The 16839-nt window shown below is 53.7% G+C and carries 16 protein-coding genes and 1 other RNA gene; 16 read left to right on the top strand and 1 reads right to left on the bottom strand.

The genetic code is table 11. The features are described 5' to 3' along the window. Positions 1–7: 7 nt before the first annotated feature. Positions 8–406: a YraN family protein gene (locus ACFQ0F_RS07010; protein ID WP_340675627.1), complete on the bottom strand. Its 399-nt coding sequence runs from the start codon at positions 404–406 to the stop codon at positions 8–10. Between the two features lie 92 nt (positions 407–498). Between ACFQ0F_RS07010 and rsmI the strand changes: the two genes are divergently transcribed. The 16 genes from rsmI (at position 499) to ACFQ0F_RS06930 (ending at position 16782) form a co-directional block, all read left to right on the top strand. Next, positions 499–1359 carry a 16S rRNA (cytidine(1402)-2'-O)-methyltransferase gene (gene rsmI / locus ACFQ0F_RS07005; protein ID WP_379070574.1) on the top strand — a complete coding sequence of 287 codons (861 nt, stop codon included), beginning with the start codon at positions 499–501 and terminating at the stop codon, positions 1357–1359. A 66-nt stretch (positions 1360–1425) separates the two neighbouring features. Next, positions 1426–1779: RNase P RNA component class A (gene rnpB, locus ACFQ0F_RS07000), an RNA gene on the top strand. A gap of 71 nt (positions 1780–1850) precedes the next feature. Further along, a complete protein-coding gene (locus ACFQ0F_RS06995) occupies positions 1851–2237 on the top strand; it encodes a hypothetical protein (protein WP_379070571.1) in 387 nt (128 codons plus the stop codon). Positions 2238–2551: 314 nt separating this feature from the next. After that, positions 2552–3007, top strand: coding sequence for a division/cell wall cluster transcriptional repressor MraZ (gene mraZ / locus ACFQ0F_RS06990; protein WP_340674835.1), 456 nt, complete (start codon positions 2552–2554; stop codon positions 3005–3007). 2 nt (positions 3008–3009) lie between these two features. After that, a complete protein-coding gene (gene rsmH, locus ACFQ0F_RS06985) occupies positions 3010–3954 on the top strand; it encodes a 16S rRNA (cytosine(1402)-N(4))-methyltransferase RsmH (protein WP_379070566.1) in 945 nt (314 codons plus the stop codon). Beyond that, positions 3951–4262 carry a cell division protein FtsL gene (ftsL, locus tag ACFQ0F_RS06980; protein ID WP_340674836.1) on the top strand — a complete coding sequence of 104 codons (312 nt, stop codon included), beginning with the start codon at positions 3951–3953 and terminating at the stop codon, positions 4260–4262. The genes rsmH and ftsL overlap by 4 nt, the downstream gene beginning before the upstream one ends. Next, a complete protein-coding gene (locus tag ACFQ0F_RS06975) occupies positions 4259–6043 on the top strand; it encodes a peptidoglycan D,D-transpeptidase FtsI family protein (protein WP_379070561.1) in 1785 nt (594 codons plus the stop codon). Before ftsL ends, ACFQ0F_RS06975 begins: the two co-directional genes overlap by 4 nt. Position 6044: 1 nt before the next feature. After that, positions 6045–7520, top strand: coding sequence for a UDP-N-acetylmuramoyl-L-alanyl-D-glutamate--2,6-diaminopimelate ligase (locus tag ACFQ0F_RS06970; RefSeq protein WP_379070558.1), 1476 nt, complete (start codon positions 6045–6047; stop codon positions 7518–7520). After that, positions 7517–8869 carry a UDP-N-acetylmuramoyl-tripeptide--D-alanyl-D-alanine ligase gene (locus tag ACFQ0F_RS06965; RefSeq protein ID WP_379070555.1) on the top strand — a complete coding sequence of 451 codons (1353 nt, stop codon included), beginning with the start codon at positions 7517–7519 and terminating at the stop codon, positions 8867–8869. The genes ACFQ0F_RS06970 and ACFQ0F_RS06965 overlap by 4 nt, the downstream gene beginning before the upstream one ends. Further along, positions 8869–9951 carry a phospho-N-acetylmuramoyl-pentapeptide-transferase gene (mraY, locus tag ACFQ0F_RS06960; protein WP_340674840.1) on the top strand — a complete coding sequence of 361 codons (1083 nt, stop codon included), beginning with the start codon at positions 8869–8871 and terminating at the stop codon, positions 9949–9951. Before ACFQ0F_RS06965 ends, mraY begins: the two co-directional genes overlap by 1 nt. A 9-nt stretch (positions 9952–9960) precedes the next feature. Continuing rightward, positions 9961–11343 carry a UDP-N-acetylmuramoyl-L-alanine--D-glutamate ligase gene (gene murD / locus ACFQ0F_RS06955; protein WP_379070550.1) on the top strand — a complete coding sequence of 461 codons (1383 nt, stop codon included), beginning with the start codon at positions 9961–9963 and terminating at the stop codon, positions 11341–11343. After that, positions 11340–12536 carry a putative lipid II flippase FtsW gene (gene ftsW, locus ACFQ0F_RS06950; protein WP_379070547.1) on the top strand — a complete coding sequence of 399 codons (1197 nt, stop codon included), beginning with the start codon at positions 11340–11342 and terminating at the stop codon, positions 12534–12536. Before murD ends, ftsW begins: the two co-directional genes overlap by 4 nt. After that, positions 12523–13602 (top strand): undecaprenyldiphospho-muramoylpentapeptide beta-N-acetylglucosaminyltransferase, encoded by a 1080-nt coding sequence (gene murG / locus ACFQ0F_RS06945; RefSeq protein WP_379070544.1) that lies wholly within the window; start codon positions 12523–12525, stop codon positions 13600–13602. The genes ftsW and murG overlap by 14 nt, the downstream gene beginning before the upstream one ends. Beyond that, entirely contained in the window at positions 13599–15032 is a 1434-nt protein-coding gene (gene murC / locus ACFQ0F_RS06940) for a UDP-N-acetylmuramate--L-alanine ligase (protein ID WP_379070541.1), read from the top strand. The genes murG and murC overlap by 4 nt, the downstream gene beginning before the upstream one ends. Then, positions 15029–15958 (top strand): D-alanine--D-alanine ligase, encoded by a 930-nt coding sequence (locus ACFQ0F_RS06935; RefSeq protein WP_379070538.1) that lies wholly within the window; start codon positions 15029–15031, stop codon positions 15956–15958. Before murC ends, ACFQ0F_RS06935 begins: the two co-directional genes overlap by 4 nt. Next, on the top strand, positions 15955–16782 hold the full coding sequence (locus ACFQ0F_RS06930; RefSeq protein ID WP_379070535.1) for a cell division protein FtsQ/DivIB: 828 nt from the start codon (positions 15955–15957) through the stop codon (positions 16780–16782). Before ACFQ0F_RS06935 ends, ACFQ0F_RS06930 begins: the two co-directional genes overlap by 4 nt. The last annotated feature ends 57 nt before the right edge of the window (positions 16783–16839 follow it).

Here is a 16839-nt window from a genome sequence, read left to right as displayed (position 1 = left end):
CGTAAAGTTAAAACGCGCTAAATGCGCCGCGCAACCAAACACGTTGCCAGTGCGGCGGTTTGCCATTAAAAGCAATGACATCAAATCGACTGCTGAAGGTAGCGTAGTGTGGGTTTTGGCGCAAAAAGAAAGCGGCTGTTTTGCTCATTTTGCTTCGCTTTTGCGCGTTTATCGTGGCAATGGCTCCACCAAATTCAACGCTACTGCGCCAGCGTACTTCAGTAAACACCAGCTTGCCGTAATGGTTGACGCTGATGATATCAATCTCGCCAGCACGGCAGAGGTAGTTTTGCGCAATGATGCGATGGCCGGCGCTAATAAGCAGCTCGCAAGCGTCGGCCTCGGCTATGCGACCTTGCACCTGTGTCGGTGAGCCTGCTTTTAATGTCTTGCGCACGGATGGCATGGCTAACTCCTTGGCTTTATCTCTAGTTAAGACCATGGCGCATGCCTGTGCTGGCACGTAAGCTTAGCGATCAATGAAAAGTGGATGCTGCGATGAGTAAGTTGGAAGCGGGCGTGTTGTATGTGGTGGCGACAGCCATTGGCGATAACGATGATTTATCGCCGCGCGCAAAGGCTACGCTGCAAGCGGTGTCGATGATTGCAGCCGAAGACACGCGCGACGCTGGTCGCTTGCTGCGAGAGCTAGGCATCACCACCCCAACCACGGCAGTACATGATCACAATGAGGCCGAACGCGTGCCCATGCTGATTGAGCGCATGCTCGCTGGTGAGTCGCTGGCGCTGATTTCCGATGCCGGCACGCCGTTGATTAGCGACCCTGGCTATCGAGTGGTGGCAGCAGCGCATGAGGCGGGCATACGAGTGTCACCAGTACCGGGCGCTTGTGCAGCAATTGCAGCTTTAAGCGCCGCCGGTTTGGCATCTGACCGATTTCATTTCGAAGGTTTTTTATCGGCGAAGGCCGGCCCTCGCGAGTCGCGATTACAGGCTTTGGCGCAGACACCGCATAGCCTGATTTTTTATGAAGCGCCGCATCGCATCGTCGATACTCTAGCGGCAATGACCAGTGTCTTTGGCGAACAGCGCTTGGCAACCTTGGCGCGTGAGCTGACAAAAACTTTCGAGACAATTAAACGCGCGCCATTGGCTGAACTATTAGCTTGGGTTGAGGCCGACAGTAATCAGCAGCGGGGCGAAATGGTCATTGTTGTGGCCGGCGCGCCAGCACTGGCGGTGAATGATCAGCACAGCATCACGGCCGAGGCTTTGTTGGCGGTATTGGTGCGGGAGTTGCCGGTGAAGCAGGCAGCAGCTATTGCTGCGGAGGTTTTGGGGCTACGTAAAAATGCACTTTACGAGTTGGCGCAGCAGTTGCGCGAGGCGGCGCAGTAGTTGATGTCAGTAAATGCTGAGATATGCGCCTTGAGTTAGTGCTCCTGCCGCCGTATGCTGCGCGCCGGAGTTGGCCAGACGATCGCTGCCCTGCATGCAGGGGGGAGGAAAGTCCGGGCTTCATAGGGCAGAGTGCCAGGTAACGCCTGGGCGGCGCGAGCCGACGGAAAGTGCAACAGAGAGTAGACCGCCGAACGGCATCCTCGGATGTGCGTGGTAAGGGTGAAACGGTGCGGTAAGAGCGCACCACGAGTCTGGTAACAGACCGGTACGGCAAACCCCACTCGAAGCAAGACCAAATAGGTGTCCAGACGCGCGGCCCGCGCGGGACACGGGTAGGTTGCTTGAGCGCATCGGCGACGGTGCGCCTAGAGGAATGATCGTCCACGACAGAACCCGGCTTACCGGCTGACTCCGACCTATTATGTGAGCTGAGCTTGAGATGTGTAGTAGCCTCTATATGCTCGGTGGCCTTGAAAGTGAGATAGAGCATGAAAAGTAAGCTAGAGATATATGCGCTTTCAGTCTGTTTCGCCGCAGTATTTTGTATCGTCATCTCGGCAGGTATTGCGGGCTATGCTGTGTTCACAGTAGCAACGCCTGAGTTAACGCTAAACGAAAATACCTACTCCAATCATCAGACGAACGATGCTTATTGGCGTAGTCAGCCATCGTATTCAAGCGATGGTAAGCAAGAGGCGAGGCCCAGTGAGGCAAAGCTAAGTCAGCAGCGGCAGGAGTCGCTTGTGATTGCCATTAACGGCGAGCGGCGTAGTGGCTTTCAGACGCTGCTGCAATGCTTTATGTTTCTGCTGGTAGCAGGGCTGACGTTGCTGATTCACTGGCGCGTGGCTCGAGGCGCTCGATCTACGACCTAGCGTAGATCTGTTACACCCTTGTCTAAGCTTCGCATAACTAATTTATATATAACTATAAATTCTAACGTTAGCGAAGCTCTCGTATTGGCATGAGGAAACATCGCTAAGTCATTGTTTATCTTCTATTCAATGACAATGTTGATTCTGCGCATTAAAGCTAAGTCATTGTTATTCAATACCTAAACTATACATATAACCGACTGAGACTGTCCTTGACGCTCAGCGGTCGCATCCCTATATTGCCAACAGAGTGGGGAAAAGTGTGACTTTGTGGTTTTTATTGTTTTTATCGCCCACTCGGGAAGGCTAATCGAATGTTTCGCGGCTACGACGAACTCAACATGGACGCCAAAGGGCGCATCGGCTTGCCGACGCGTTACCACGAGCGCGTTATGGCTGAGTGTCAGGGAAAATTTGTCCTGACCGTCGATATTCGTGAAAGATGCTTAGTGCTGTACCCATTGCCTGAATGGGAAGTCATTGAAGCGCGGCTTGATGCACTGCCGAGTTCTAGTGCGCCGTTAGCCATGCTCAAGCGTCGCCTAATGGGCTATGCAACAGAAATTAATCTCGATAGCGCGGGGCGATTTTTGGTTAGCCCCGAGCTACGCAAATTTGCACTATTTGAAAAAGCTGTGGTGTTTGCCGGTCAGGGCAAGAAATGTGAAATCTGGCATAAGCCTACCTGGGATGCTCTACAAGCTGAGCTGCTCAATGCCGACTTCTCGGCTGCCGAGCTTGCGCAAGCCATTGATACTCTGGCGCTATAACCATGAATGCCTTAGTTCACCTCACTGTCCTACTCAATGAGACCGTCGCTGCCGTCTTGGGCAAGCCTGATGGCGTCTATGTGGATGCGACATTTGGCCGAGGCGGACATACACGCCATCTACTAGCGCAGCTTGGCCCTAACGCGCGCGTCATTGGTTTCGATAAAGACCCGCAAGCGATCGCCAGCGGTGAAGCATTAATGCGTGAAGACTCGCGCTTTGAAATCATCCATGACTCTTTTGCTAGCTTGCTGCCGGCATTGGAAGCGCGTGGTTTGTTGGGTCAGGTTGATGGCTTGCTGGCGGACTTAGGTGTGTCATCGCCACAGATAGATGATGCCGAGCGCGGCTTTAGCTTTATGAATGATGGCCCGCTCGATATGCGCATGGATACCACGCGCGGTTTAAGTGCGGCGCAATGGTTGGTGCAGATTTCCGAAGCTGAACTCACCGATGTCTTTAAAACTTATGGCGAAGAGCGTCATGCCCGCCGTATTGCTCGCGCGGTATTGGCTGAGCAGGCGGTGACGCCGATTACGCGAACTAAAGTGTTGGCTGATGTCATTGCTAAAGCGCATCCATCGTGGGAGCGCCATAAGCATCCGGCGACGCGATGCTTCCAGGCTATTCGCATTGCGGTGAATCGTGAGCTCGGTGATTTAGAAGATTTGCTAGCGCAAAGTCTGCATGCATTGAATGCTGGCGGTCGTTTGGCTGTGATTAGCTTCCATTCGCTGGAAGACCGCTTAGTGAAGCAGTTCATTGTGCGTGAGGCTAAGGGCGATGACTTTCCGCCGGGCCTGCCGGTGACCATTGCGCAAATGAATCCGCAGCTGAAAAAAATTGGCAAAGCCGTGGAGCCCAGTGCCGAGGAAGTCAACGCAAATCCTCGCGCTCGTAGTGCGCATTTACGCGTGGCAGAGCGTTTAGCGAGCGTGCGAAAATGAGCTGGGCAGCGCGTTTAAGCGGCCTGCGCCTAAGCTTGATGCAGCCTATTCTTTGGCAAAATGCCTGCGTCATCGTGGTGCTGGTGTCGACATCGATTGCGGTGGCCTTCAGCGTGCATAAGTCGCGTCTGTATTTAGCAGACTTGCAGTCATTGCAAACTGAGCGTGATCAGCTGGAAGTGGAATGGGGTCAACTTCTGCTAGAGCAGCAAGCATGGGGTGCTTACGGGCGCATTGGCAAAGTCGCGGTTGATGAGCTCGGTATGCGCTCGCCGGCGCCGCATGACGTCATGATGGTGCGGCCATGAATCAGCGCACTAACTCACCAAATCAGCGTGCTAACTCACGCGCTAAGACAAAGCCCGCCGCGAGTGATCATGGCGGGCTTAAGTATGTTGGGCGCCATCGCTTTGTGCTGTTTATTCTCGCGGTTTTATTTGGCGGCATTACTCTGCGTGCCGGCTATTTAACAGTCGTCGATAGTGAATTTCTGCGCGCTCAAGGTGATGCTCGCATGATGCGTACTGAGCCGATTATGGCCATGCGCGGCGTCATTCGTGACCGAAATAATACGCCGCTGGCGGTGAGCACGCCGGTCACGACCCTATGGCTGAATCCTCGCCAAGCCATTGCCGCTAAACTTGATGTGGTGGCGCTGGCGAAAGCATTGAAGTTATCGCCTGCAGATTTGCAGGCCAAAATTAAGCGCCATCGTGAGAAAGGCTTCATCTATTTAGTGCGTCACATGACACCAAATGATGCAGAAGAAGTGTTGGCCAAAGATTTTGCTGGCGTGTATTCGATGACCGAGTACAAGCGCTTTTACCCTGAAGCCGAAGCCACCGCGCATATGCTCGGTTTTACTGGTACAGATGATCATGGCCGTGAAGGCTTAGAGTTATCTTTCGATAAAAAGCTCGCTGGCATTGAAGGCAGCAAGCGCGTGATGAAAGATTTGAAAGGTCATCGCGTACAGGATGTGGCGCTGCTCAAGCCTGCGCGCCCTGGCCAAGATGTCATCTTGAGTTTTGATTCGCGTGTGCAGTATTCGGCGTATCGCGAATTGGCCCGAGGCGTGGCTGAGCACAATGCCGTGGCTGGCGTGTTGGTCTCGCTAGATGTCGAGACCGGCGAAGTCCTAGCAATGGCCAGTGTGCCATCGTTCAACCCGAATAATCGCGGCACGCTTGATATCGACGCTGTGCGTAATCGCGCGGTCACCGACATGTTTGAGCCGGGCTCGACGCTAAAACCATTTACTTTGGTGGCGGCATTGGAGAGCGGAAAATTCACCACTAGCAGTCATTTCGATACCTCGCCAGGTACGTATCGCGTGCTCAATAAAGTCGTGCGTGATCACAGCAATTACGGCGTTATCGATATGCAAACTGTGCTGACCAAGTCCAGCAACGTTGCGACTGCACAAATTGCCATGGCCTTGCCGCGCGATACGCTGCCGCTGCTGCATCAGCACTTAGGCTTTGGCAGCACCACTGGCAGTGGCTTTCCCGGCGAGAGCGCTGGTATTTTGCAGCCATCAAATCGTTGGAATCCTGTTGAAGTCGCCACCATGTCTTATGGCTATGGTGTGACGGTGACTGCACTGCAATTGGCTCAGGCATACGCAACGATCGCTAGTGGCGGCATTCAGCGGCCCGTGAGTTTTATTAAAGTGAATGGCCCGGTTGAAGGCCATCGAGTGATTCCAGAAGTCATCGCTAAAAGCTTGATCCCCATGATGGAAACTGTGGTTACGCAGGAAGGCACTGCGCTTCGTGCAGCAGTGCCGGGCTATCGCGTGGCAGGCAAAACTGGCACAGCTCATAAAGCAAAGGGCGGCGGCTATTCTAGTGACCAATACATGTCCTTGTTTGTCGGTATGGCTCCAGCTAGCAATCCTAAAATTGTTACCGCGGTGATCATCGATACGCCTCGCAAGGGTGGCTATTACGGCGGCTTGGCAGCAGCACCAGTATTTTCGCGCAGCATGGCCGACGCCTTACGCCTAATGAATGTCGAGCCAGATCGCAGCAGCGAGCGCTTGGCTGGTCAGGCGCGCTTACCTTATCGCCCTGCGGCAGGAGGCTGAGATGATGACACTCGGCGATTTACTACCTAGCTGCCCTGATCAATGGCAATCGATTGCCATTGAGTCGTTGGTTGCCGACTCGCGTCAAGTAACCGCGGGCACCTGTTTCATTGCTGTCGCCGGTACGCATTACAACGCGCATGAGCATATTCCTGCTGCCATCGAAGCTGGTGCAGCGGTAGTTTTGACTGAGGCCGATAATCATTTCACTCTGAACACTGTCATCAATCATGTGCCGGTATTAGCCGTGCCAGGCCTAGGCGACATGCTCGGGCTTTTGGCGGCGCGCTGGTATGGACAGCCCTCGCAAGCTATGACTGTGCTTGCCACTACTGGCACCAATGGTAAAACCAGCATCGCCAATTTACTCGCTGGCGCATGCAATAAATTAGGCCTGCGTGCGGCAGTCATGGGCACCTTAGGCAATGGCTTTCCGGGCAAACTAGCTCCGGCAATTTTCACCACGCCAGATCCTCTGCAGTTACAGCGCCTGTTAGCCGATTTCCGAGATCAAGGTGCGCAGGCTGTTGCCCTTGAGGCGAGCTCGCATGGGCTGAGCCAAGGCCGCTTAACTGGCACACGCATTCATACCGCTTTGTTTACCAATTTGACGCGCGATCATCTTGATTATCACGGCGACATGGACTCATATGCGGCGAGCAAGGCCTCGTTATTTCGCTGGCCTGATCTGCGCGCGGCGGTCATAAACGCCGATGATATTTACGGCGCAGAAATGATGGCGCAGCTCGCTGACAACGTGCAATGCCTGCGCTATAGCTTAAATCCAGCTAGCGATGTTGAGCTGGTAGCGGAGTCAGTAGAGGCCACACTCGATGGCCTGCACATTTCGCTGCGCATTGCCGGCAAAACAGTGACGTTAAAAAGCCCATTGATTGGTCATTTTAATGCCAGCAATTTACTTGCTGTAGTTGGTGGCCTGCTTAGCATTGGTCATGACATCGATGCCATCGTGGCTGCTTTAGCTGAGGTGTCACCGGTGCCTGGCCGCATGCAATGTTTGCGCGAATCTGGCACACCATTAGCGGTGGTTGATTACGCACACACACCAGATGCTTTGGCGCAGGCACTAAAGGCGGCGCGTGAACATACCAAGGCCAAGCTTTGGGTGGTGTTTGGTTGTGGCGGTGGTCGTGACACCGGTAAGCGTCCAGAAATGGGTCGTATTGCTGGCGAGTTAGCCGATCACGTAGTCATCACCACAGACAACCCACGCGAAGAAGATCCACAAGCGATTGTTGATCATGTGCGCTCAGGCTTAGCGGCAGATCGCAGCGTGCGTTGCGTGCTTGATCGTGGCGATGCCATCGCGCAAGTGATAGCAGAAGCGGGCGAAGATGATCTGGTTTTGGTGGCCGGCAAAGGTCATGAAACTTACCAAGAAGTGCACGGCGTGCGTACTCCATTTAGTGATGTAGAGCAGGTGCGTATGGCCTTGCTGTTGAGGAGTAGAGCATGAAGCTCTCGGATATTGCTCGCGCCATTGCGGGCGAACTGGTTGGCTTGGATGCCGATGTTGGTAGCTTCTCGACCGATACCCGCACGCTACAGGCCGATGATGTGTTTATCGCGCTCAATGGTGCTCGTACCAATGCTAATGACTTGCTCGCACAAGCCGCGGCTAAAGGTGCACTAGCCGCGATTACTGAATCATTGGATCCATCGGCAGGCATCGCTCAAATTGTTGTGGCTGATTGCCATGCCGCCCTAGGTCGGTTGGCGACTGCATGGTGCGAGCGCTTCCCTAAGCTCACCAAAGTGGCGATGACGGGCTCGGCAGGCAAAACATCTACCAAAGAAATGACTGCGCGAATTTTTGAAGGCTTAGGTAATACCTTGGCTACGAAGGGTAATTTTAATAACGATATTGGTGTGCCACTAACGCTGCTGCGTTTGCGTGATGAGCACCAATACGGCGTGTTTGAACTTGGCGCAAATCATCTTGGCGAAATCGCTTACACCGCCGCAATGGTGAAGCCGCAGGCAGTGGTGATCACCAATGTTGGCACTGCACATTTAGAAGGATTCGGTAGTCGCGAGGGTATTGCGCGCGCTAAGGGCGAGATTTACTCCGCTTTGGCCGATGACGGTGTGGCGGTAATTAATCGTGATGATGAGTTCGCTGATTTCTGGCTTGAAGCGATGGGCTCGCGCCGTGTAGTGACATTCTCGCTACAGGCTGGCGCTGACATTTATGCGAGCAATATTAGCCACGGTGATACGCCGCAATATGCCTTTCAGCTTCATATCGGTGAGCAATCAGCGCCTGTACAGCTGCAAGTATTGGGTCGTCATCAGGTCGCAAATGCTTTGGCAGCAGCCGGTTTGGCGCATGCCTGCGGCGTGTCACTAGAGGCCATTGTGCAAGGTTTATCAAGCACGCGCCCGTTTATGGGTCGCAGTGTGCTGCATCGCCTCGGTGAGTCTTATCTCATCGATGACAGCTACAATGCTAATCCCGACAGCATGAAAGCAGCGATTGATTTGCTGTGCTCGCTGCCGGGCCGACGCGTATTGGTATTGGGCGATATGGGTGAATTGGGCGATGCCACCGCATCGGGCCATCGTGAAGTCGGAGCGTACGCAAAAATGAAAAAAATAGACGCGTTAATGACCACAGGTCAGCACCAGCATTTTTATGCCGATGGCTTTGGCAATCAGGCGCAATTATTTCCTGATCACAATGCCTTAGTGAAAGCCTTAGAGCATGAGCTACAAGGCGTAGTCAGTGCTTTGATTAAAGGCTCACGCAGCGCACGCATGGAGCAGATCGTGCACGCTGTTACTGAGTCGGCGGGAGTGCACTAATGCTCCTAGTCTTAGCCGATTGGGCCAGCCAGCATGTGAAAGGCTTTGCGGTATTTAACTACCTCACCTTTCGCTTCATGCTCAGCATTGTCACTGCCTTTGCGCTATCGCTTTGGTGGGGGCCGTGGATGATTGAGCGCCTGAAAGCGATGAAATTTGGCCAAGCCATTCGCACAGATGGCCCGCAAACGCATTTGGCTAAAGTCGGCACGCCAACTATGGGCGGCGTACTCATTTTGACCACGATTTTGGTCAGCACCTTGGCTTGGGCGCGCTTAGATAATATGTATATCTGGGTGGTGCTGGCGGTGATGGCAGTGTTTGGCATGGTCGGTTGGGTCGATGACTATCGCAAAGTTGTCGAGAAAGACCCTCGCGGTTTGCCGAGTCGTTGGAAGTATTTCTGGCAGTCGGTGGCTGGTCTTGGTGCGGCAGTGTTTCTTTACATGACTGCGAAAACGCCAATTGAAACCAGTCTCATCGTGCCGTTTTTCAAAGACATCATTATCCCGCTTGGTATCGCCTACATCGTGCTCAGCTACTTCGTCATCGTAGGTGCTAGTAATGCGGTCAATCTTACCGACGGCCTTGATGGCTTGGCGATTATGCCTACCGTCATGGTCGCTGGCGCATTGGCTATTTTTGCCTACGTCACCGGCAATATTAAGTTCGCCACCTACCTGCAAATCCCCTTCGTGGCCGGGTCGGGCGAGCTCATCATTATCTGTGGCGCAATCATTGGCGCCGGTCTTGGTTTCCTCTGGTTCAACGCGTATCCCGCGCAAGTTTTCATGGGTGATGTCGGCGCGCTGTCACTGGGTGCTGTGCTCGGCACTATCGCGGTCATCGTGCGTCAGGAAATCGTTTTATTCGTTATGTGCGGGGTCTTCGTCATGGAGACCGTGTCGGTAATGATGCAGGTGGCAAGCTTCAAACTCACCGGCAAACGCATCTTCCGCATGGCTCCTATTCATCACCATTTTGAACTTAAAGGCTGGCCCGAGACTCGCGTGGTTGCGCGTTTCTGGATCATCTCATTCATGTTGGTGCTCATTGGTCTTGCGACCTTGAAATTGCGTTAGGAGCTGAGCATGTTAATAGCGCGCGGTGGTCTACGAGTAGTGATTGGTCTGGGTAAGACTGGGCTCTCGTGCGTGCGTTATTTACGTAGCAAAGGCTATAGCGTTGCGGTTAATGATACGCGCGAGCATCCGCCCGGTTTAGCTGAGCTCAGTGCTGAGTTTCCCGAAGTTAATGTGTATCTTGGCGGCTTAAATGCCGAGCTGCTGTTGTCGGCCAGTGAAATTATTTCCAGCCCAGGCATGGCAATTTCTACACCAGAAATTGCTGCCGCAAGTCGCGCAGGTGTTTTGGTGGTTGGCGACGTAGAGCTATTTTGCCGCGAAGCCACGGCACCGATTATTGCTATCACCGGATCTAACGCAAAAAGCACAGTCACCACATTGATGGGTTTGATGGCCGAGCGTGACGGCTTAAATGTCGGCGTTTGCGGCAATATCGGCACACCAGTTTTAGACATGCTCGCTGAGGGTGACAAAGACCTCTACGTCATGGAGTTGTCGTCATTCCAGCTTGAAACCACGCATTCGCTGAAAGCAGCGGTGGCGGTGGTGTTGAACATCAGCGAAGACCATATGGATCGCTACAGCGGCATGGTCGAATATCATCAGACTAAGCACCGTATTTTCCGCAACTGCCAGCGCTATGTATTTAACCGCGATGACAAATTAACACGGCCATTAATCGCCGATAGTCTGCCGCATGCAAGTTTTGGTTTGAGTGCGCCAGATCTAAACGATCACGGCGTTTTAAGCGTCGATGGCGAGCCTTGGTTGGCACGCGGTCGCGAGCTATTAATGCCTGTTGCCGAGTTGCAAATCTTTGGTCAGCACAATATTGCCAATGCGCTAGCTTGTTTGGCATTGGGCGAGGCTGTGGGCATGTCGCGTGATGCCATGCTAGCCACATTGCGCGATTTCAGCGGCTTAAAACATCGCTGCCAACGCGTCGCCTTGGCCGATGACATCGCTTGGTATAACGACTCTAAAGGCACTAATGTTGGCGCAACGCTCGCGGCTATTCATGGCCTAGGTGCGGCAATTGCGCCGGCTGGCGGTCGCGTTGTGCTCATTGCTGGCGGTGTCGGTAAAGGTCAAGATTTCACGCCATTGCAAACGGCTATGGCCAGCTTCGGCCGTGCGCTAGTGTTGATCGGTGAGGATGCGTCGGTGATTGATGCCGCCATCACCGCCGAGTTGCCACGCCAGCGTTGCGCGAGCTTGGATGAGGCCATCGCCAGCGCTCGTCAATTTGCCCAGCCCCACGATGCCATTTTGCTGTCGCCAGCTTGCGCTAGCTTCGACATGTTTAAGCATTACGAAGATCGCGGCGATCAGTTTGCGCTTGGCGTGCAAACATTCGTTGCCGGCTCCAATACGGGGCATTCATCATGATGGCCCGCGTGCTTGCTCCATATCAAAACATGCGCATGAATCTGAGCTTGCTCAGCGATCGTCAGTATGTGCTGCTCTCAGCGGGCTTCTTATTTTGCATCGGCCTAATCATGGTTGGCTCGGCATCGATGGGCGTCGCTGATGCCAACTATGGCAATCCGTTCTACTTCTTCACGCGCCACTTGATCTATCTAGCCATTGGCCTAGTGGTTGCCGCGGTGGTTTCGCAAGTGCCCATGGAGACATGGAATCGTTATAGCTACTGGCTGTTTTTAGTGGCGCTTGTGCTGATTGTATTGGTCTTGATTCCTGGTATTGGCCGTCGCGTAAATGGCAGCATGCGGTGGATTGGCATTGGTGGCTTAACCATCCAGCCATCAGAAATATTGAAGTTTGCTGGCGTGTTGGCGATGGCTGCCTACTTATGGCGCCGCCAAGAAGATGTGCGCTCAGGCTGGATGGGCTTTCTCAAGCCAATGGCATTTGCCGGCATATCTGTTGGCTTGATGTTGGCAGAGCCTGACTTCGGCGCCAGCATGGTGATTGTCATTGCATTGATGGCGATGCTGTTTTTGGCAGGCTCGCCAATGGCGCTGTATTTAATGCTGTCGGGCGGAATTTTATTGGGTGCCATCGGCATCATGATCGCCGAGCCTTATCGGATGAAGCGCTTAATGGCGTTCACCGATCCATGGGCCGATCAATACAATAGTGGTTACCAGCTAGTGCAAAGCTTGATCGCCTTCGGTCGTGGCGATTGGTTTGGTGTTGGCTTAGGCCATAGCGTGCAAAAATTATTCTACTTGCCCGAAGCACATACCGACTTCGTTTTTGCCGTTTATGCCGAAGAGTTTGGCCTAGTCGGCGTCTTGTTATTATTGCTAGCCATGGTCACTTTGGTCATGACTGGCCTGCGCATTGGCCAACGTGCTGAGCGTGCTGGCCAGATATTTTCTGGCTATGTCGCCTATGGCTTGTCGGTGACTATCGGCATCCAAGCAGCGATCAATATCGGCGTTAATATCGGTCTGTTTCCAACCAAAGGCCTGACGCTACCGCTAGTCAGCTACGGTGGCTCCAGTTTGGTCATGATGTTTGTGGTCTTGGCAGTGCTTTTGCGCATCGATGCCGAAGCCAGCGAGCCACAAGAACGCGCTGTGCGTCGTCCGGGAGGCCTCAATGACTATCGTTAAATCGGTGGTAGTGATGGCTGGCGGCACTGGCGGTCACGTCTTCCCGGCATTAGCTGTGGCGCGTGGACTGCAAGCTGAGGGCGTGAAAGTGCATTGGCTGGGTACAGCGCGCGGCATTGAGGCCGACATCGTGCCGAAAGCGGGCATTGCTATTAGCTATTTAAATGTTGGCGGCCTACGCGGCAATGGCCTGCTGCCTTTGCTGCAAGCGCCGTTTAAGTTGCTTGTAGCGGTTTGGCAGGCGATGGCAATTTGCCGCCGCGTCAATGCCGATGCCGTCATTGGCCTCGGTGGCTATGTTACTGGCCCCGGTGGCGTGGCCGCGCGACTACTGGGCCTGCCACTGTATATCCATGAGCAAAACGCCATTGCCGGTTTTACTAATAAAACTCTGGCGCGTTTTGCCACACGCATTTTGCAGGCCTTCCCCAGTGCCTTTGCCGCTTCGAGCAAGGTAAGCACCGTGGGTAATCCAGTGCGTGCTGACATTGCTAGCTTGCCCATGCCCGCTATTCGTTACGGCGAACGTCAAGGCCAGCTGCAGGTACTGGTTTTAGGCGGAAGTTTAGGTGCTGTGGCGTTAAACCAATTGGTGCCAGAAGCGTTCGCTGAGCTAGAGCCAGCAGCGCGCCCAATCATTCGCCATCAAGCCGGCCGCAAGCATGCCGCCAATGCTGAGGCGGTCTACGCCAAGCTCGGTGTGCAAGCCACGGTGCTGCCATTTATCGATGATATGGCGGCTGAATACGCGTGGGCCGATGTCGTTATTTGCCGTAGCGGTGCGCTAACCGTGTCCGAGTTGGCAGCAGTGGGTGTGGCATCGGTACTGATTCCATTCCCACATGCTGTTGATGATCACCAAACCGCCAATGCACGCTTTTTAAGCGATGCTGGCGCGGCGTTATTGTTTCAACAAAAAGATTTAACGGTGTCGGCATTTGCCGCTACTTTGCGCGGATTATTGCAGCGCGAAAAATTACAACAAATGGCTGAAAAGGCTCGTGCCTTGGCAGAGACCGAAGCCACTACGCGTGTGGTTAACACGATTTTACGAGGTGAAGCATGAGACCCATCACACGCAGCCGCATGATTGAAATTCCTGAAATGCGCCGGATTCGCCGCATTCACTTTGTCGGCATCGGTGGCGCAGGCATGTGCGGTATCGCCGAAGTCTTGCTCAATCAGGGCTATGAAATCGCTGGCTCGGACATGAAAGAAAGCAAGAACACGCAGCGCTTAAAAGAGCTGGGTGTGGATATTTTTATCGGCCACGATGCAGCACATATTGAGACCGCAGATGTTTTGGTGGTGTCTACCGCTATTGATACTAGCAACCCAGAAGTTAATGCTGCACTGAGCCGTCGCTTACCGATTGTGCGTCGCGCGCAAATGCTCGCTGAGCTGATGCGCTATCGACACGGTATAGCCATTGCGGGCACTCATGGGAAAACCACAACAACCAGTTTAATTGCTTCGATTCTAGGCGAAGCTGGCTTTGACCCAACGTATGTGATTGGTGGTCTGCTCAATAGTGCTGGTACGAATGCCAAGCTCGGTAGCAGCCGTTATTTTGTAGCGGAAGCTGACGAAAGTGACGCCTCATTTTTACACTTACAACCCATGGTTTCAGTGGTTACCAATATCGATGCTGATCACATGGAAACCTACGGTGGTGACTTTGAAGTATTAAAGCGCACCTTTATTGATTTCTTGCACAACCTACCGTTTTACGGTCTTGCTGTTGTTTGCGGTGATGATCCAATCGTCACCGAACTACTGCCGCAGATTGCTCGTCCAACCGTGACTTATGGCTTTAACGAAGGCAACGATGTGCGCGCGGTAGACATCGAGCAAGATGGTTTGCAAACACGCTTCACCGCACTGCGTGAAGGTCGTGATCCACTGCAGGTAACGTTAAATTTGCCTGGCTTGCACAATGTTTTAAATAGCTTAGCGGCAATAGCCGTGGCCACCGATGAAGGTGTTGACGATGCCGCCATGGTCAAGGCGCTCGATGATTTCGAAGGTGTGGGCCGTCGCTTCCAGCGCTTAGGCGTAATGCATGGCGTGCAATTGGTTGATGACTACGGTCATCACCCTCGTGAAGTCGCAGCAACTATTGCCGCTGCTCGTCAGGCTTACCCAGACCGCCGCTTAGTCATGCTGTTTCAGCCGCATCGCTACACGCGCACGCGCGACTGCTTTGAGGATTTTGTGCATGTGCTCTCTAGCGTCGACGCACTACTTTTACTCGATGTTTATAGCGCAGGTGAAAAACCTATTTCAGGTGCCGATAGCCGTTCATTAGCGCGCAGTGTCCGCAACCGTGGCCTAGTTGACCCCGTATTCGTTGAGGCTAGTGATGAGCTGGCCAGCATCCTGCCGAGCATTTTAAAAGCAGGCGATGTCTTGCTAACCCAAGGCGCTGGTACCGTCGGCAGCATTGCCGTGGAGCTGGCACAACACCAACTCTATTTATCGGAGCCTAAGGCATGAGCCAGTCTGTCGATTTTGGCCGCGTGGCCGTGCTCTATGGTGGCACTGCCGCCGAGCGACCCGTGTCATTAATCAGCGGCGCTGCGGTGCTGAAAGCCTTGCAAGAAGCTGGAGTCGATGCGCATCGCTTCGATCCTGCCGAGCGCGATATTGTCGAAGTGCAGGGCTATGACCGTGCCTTTATCGTGCTCCATGGCCGCGGCGGTGAAGACGGCGTTATTCAGGGCGTGCTCGAACAATTCCAAGTGCCTTACACCGGCAGTGGCGTCATGGCCTCAGCCATCGGCATGGATAAAGCGCGCACTAAACAGCTGTGGGTTGGTTGCGGTCTGCCAACGCCAACGTATCGCCGTTTATATGCCGGCATGGATTTCGCAGCAGTCGTCGCCGACTTAGGCCTGCCATTAATGGTCAAGCCCTCACGCGAAGGCTCGAGCATTGGCATGGCCAAAGTCTATAGCGTGGAAGACTTAGCGAAAGCCTATGAAGTCGCAGCAAAGCACGATAGCGAAGTCATTGCCGAGCACTTTATTCAAGGCAGCGAATACACCATCGCCATTTTAGGCGACCGTGCATTGCCAGTAATTCGCATGGTGCCGGCGACAGACTTCTACGACTTTGAAGCAAAGTATTCACGCAATGACACCCAGTACAACATTCCAAGCGGCTTGCTTGCTGAAGATGAAGCTGAGCTACAACGTCTGTCACTCGAAGCATTTCGCGTTTTAGGCGCACGTGGCTGGGGTCGAATCGATGCCATGCGCGATGCCGATGGCCGCTTCTGGTTGCTCGAAATCAACACAGTCCCCGGCATGACTGACCACTCATTGGTGCCGATGGCCGCTGCTGCATGCGGCATCGATTTCACGCAGCTAGTGTTGACGATTTTGGCGCAAGCCACACGTGAAAACGGAGACGCTGCATGAGCGCTGCTCGCCGCCCCATAGGTGCTGTGCCTCGGCCAAAGCCGAAGCCAGCACGCGAGCCACTATTGGCTAATGGGCGCTGGCGACAACTGCTGAGCTGGAAGCTGAACTTCAGTTTCTCGGCAGGCTTAGGGCAGAAATTGGTGGTGTTGGTATCGCTTATTGCGATTGCGGTTGTGCTCGTGGCGGTATCGACAGTTTGGCGCGATTGGCAATTAAAGACGCCTATCAGCCACGTCAATATTACTGGCGACTTGCATCAGCTCGAACGCAACGATTTACAAACGGCACTAGAACGACAAGTGCGCGGCACATTTTTCACCGTCAACTTGGCCGCGCTACAGAGCACCGCGAAGCGCTATCCCTGGGTTGCCGATGTCAGCGCATCGCGTCATTGGCCAAACTCGGTGCGCATCAATATTCGTGAAAAACAAGCGGTCGCGCGTTGGCAGCCTAGCGGTTTAGTGAGTGGGGATGGTTCGGTGTTTCGCCCGCGCAGCGCCACTGGCGTTAGCGACTTACCGCTGCTGTCAGGGCCGCGCTCGCAATCGCAGTTTGTTTTGCAGCGTTACGAAAAAATGGCGGCGGTATTGGCGCGAGTTGGTTTGCGCATAGAGGCTTTAGCGCTTACCGATCGCATGAGCTGGGAATTAACGCTCAATGACGGCGTGAAAGTATTAGTAGATGGCCAAGATACTTTGGCTAAGTTGGAACGATTTACGGTGCTCTATGAGCGCCAGTTGGCGGGCGAGATTACTAGTATCGCTCGAGTAGATTTGCGCTATCGCAACGGCGTAGCGATTGGTTGGCGGCAAGCGGGGTAAAACAACAATGAGCAATATATATCACGGCAGCTTTCGGTCACCTTCGGTGGCCAGGAT

This window comes from Paraperlucidibaca wandonensis, assembly GCF_042677145.1.
Taxonomy (GTDB): domain Bacteria; phylum Pseudomonadota; class Gammaproteobacteria; order Pseudomonadales; family Moraxellaceae; genus Perlucidibaca; species Perlucidibaca wandonensis.
This window is presented reverse-complemented; position numbering and strand designations above follow the sequence as displayed.

What these genes read in the sequence shown, in the direction of transcription:
- ACFQ0F_RS07010 (WP_340675627.1), bottom strand. Translation starts at nt 406, where the DNA reads ATGCCATCCGTGCGCAAGACATTAAAAGCAGGCTCACCGACACAGGTG.
- rsmI (WP_379070574.1), top strand. Translation starts at nt 499, where the DNA reads ATGAGTAAGTTGGAAGCGGGCGTGTTGTATGTGGTGGCGACAGCCATT.
- ACFQ0F_RS06995 (WP_379070571.1), top strand. Translation starts at nt 1,851, where the DNA reads ATGAAAAGTAAGCTAGAGATATATGCGCTTTCAGTCTGTTTCGCCGCA.
- mraZ (WP_340674835.1), top strand. Translation starts at nt 2,552, where the DNA reads ATGTTTCGCGGCTACGACGAACTCAACATGGACGCCAAAGGGCGCATC.
- rsmH (WP_379070566.1), top strand. Translation starts at nt 3,010, where the DNA reads ATGAATGCCTTAGTTCACCTCACTGTCCTACTCAATGAGACCGTCGCT.
- ftsL (WP_340674836.1), top strand. Translation starts at nt 3,951, where the DNA reads ATGAGCTGGGCAGCGCGTTTAAGCGGCCTGCGCCTAAGCTTGATGCAG.
- ACFQ0F_RS06975 (WP_379070561.1), top strand. Translation starts at nt 4,259, where the DNA reads ATGAATCAGCGCACTAACTCACCAAATCAGCGTGCTAACTCACGCGCT.
- ACFQ0F_RS06970 (WP_379070558.1), top strand. Translation starts at nt 6,045, where the DNA reads ATGATGACACTCGGCGATTTACTACCTAGCTGCCCTGATCAATGGCAA.
- ACFQ0F_RS06965 (WP_379070555.1), top strand. Translation starts at nt 7,517, where the DNA reads ATGAAGCTCTCGGATATTGCTCGCGCCATTGCGGGCGAACTGGTTGGC.
- mraY (WP_340674840.1), top strand. Translation starts at nt 8,869, where the DNA reads ATGCTCCTAGTCTTAGCCGATTGGGCCAGCCAGCATGTGAAAGGCTTT.
- murD (WP_379070550.1), top strand. Translation starts at nt 9,961, where the DNA reads ATGTTAATAGCGCGCGGTGGTCTACGAGTAGTGATTGGTCTGGGTAAG.
- ftsW (WP_379070547.1), top strand. Translation starts at nt 11,340, where the DNA reads ATGATGGCCCGCGTGCTTGCTCCATATCAAAACATGCGCATGAATCTG.
- murG (WP_379070544.1), top strand. Translation starts at nt 12,523, where the DNA reads ATGACTATCGTTAAATCGGTGGTAGTGATGGCTGGCGGCACTGGCGGT.
- murC (WP_379070541.1), top strand. Translation starts at nt 13,599, where the DNA reads ATGAGACCCATCACACGCAGCCGCATGATTGAAATTCCTGAAATGCGC.
- ACFQ0F_RS06935 (WP_379070538.1), top strand. Translation starts at nt 15,029, where the DNA reads ATGAGCCAGTCTGTCGATTTTGGCCGCGTGGCCGTGCTCTATGGTGGC.
- ACFQ0F_RS06930 (WP_379070535.1), top strand. Translation starts at nt 15,955, where the DNA reads ATGAGCGCTGCTCGCCGCCCCATAGGTGCTGTGCCTCGGCCAAAGCCG.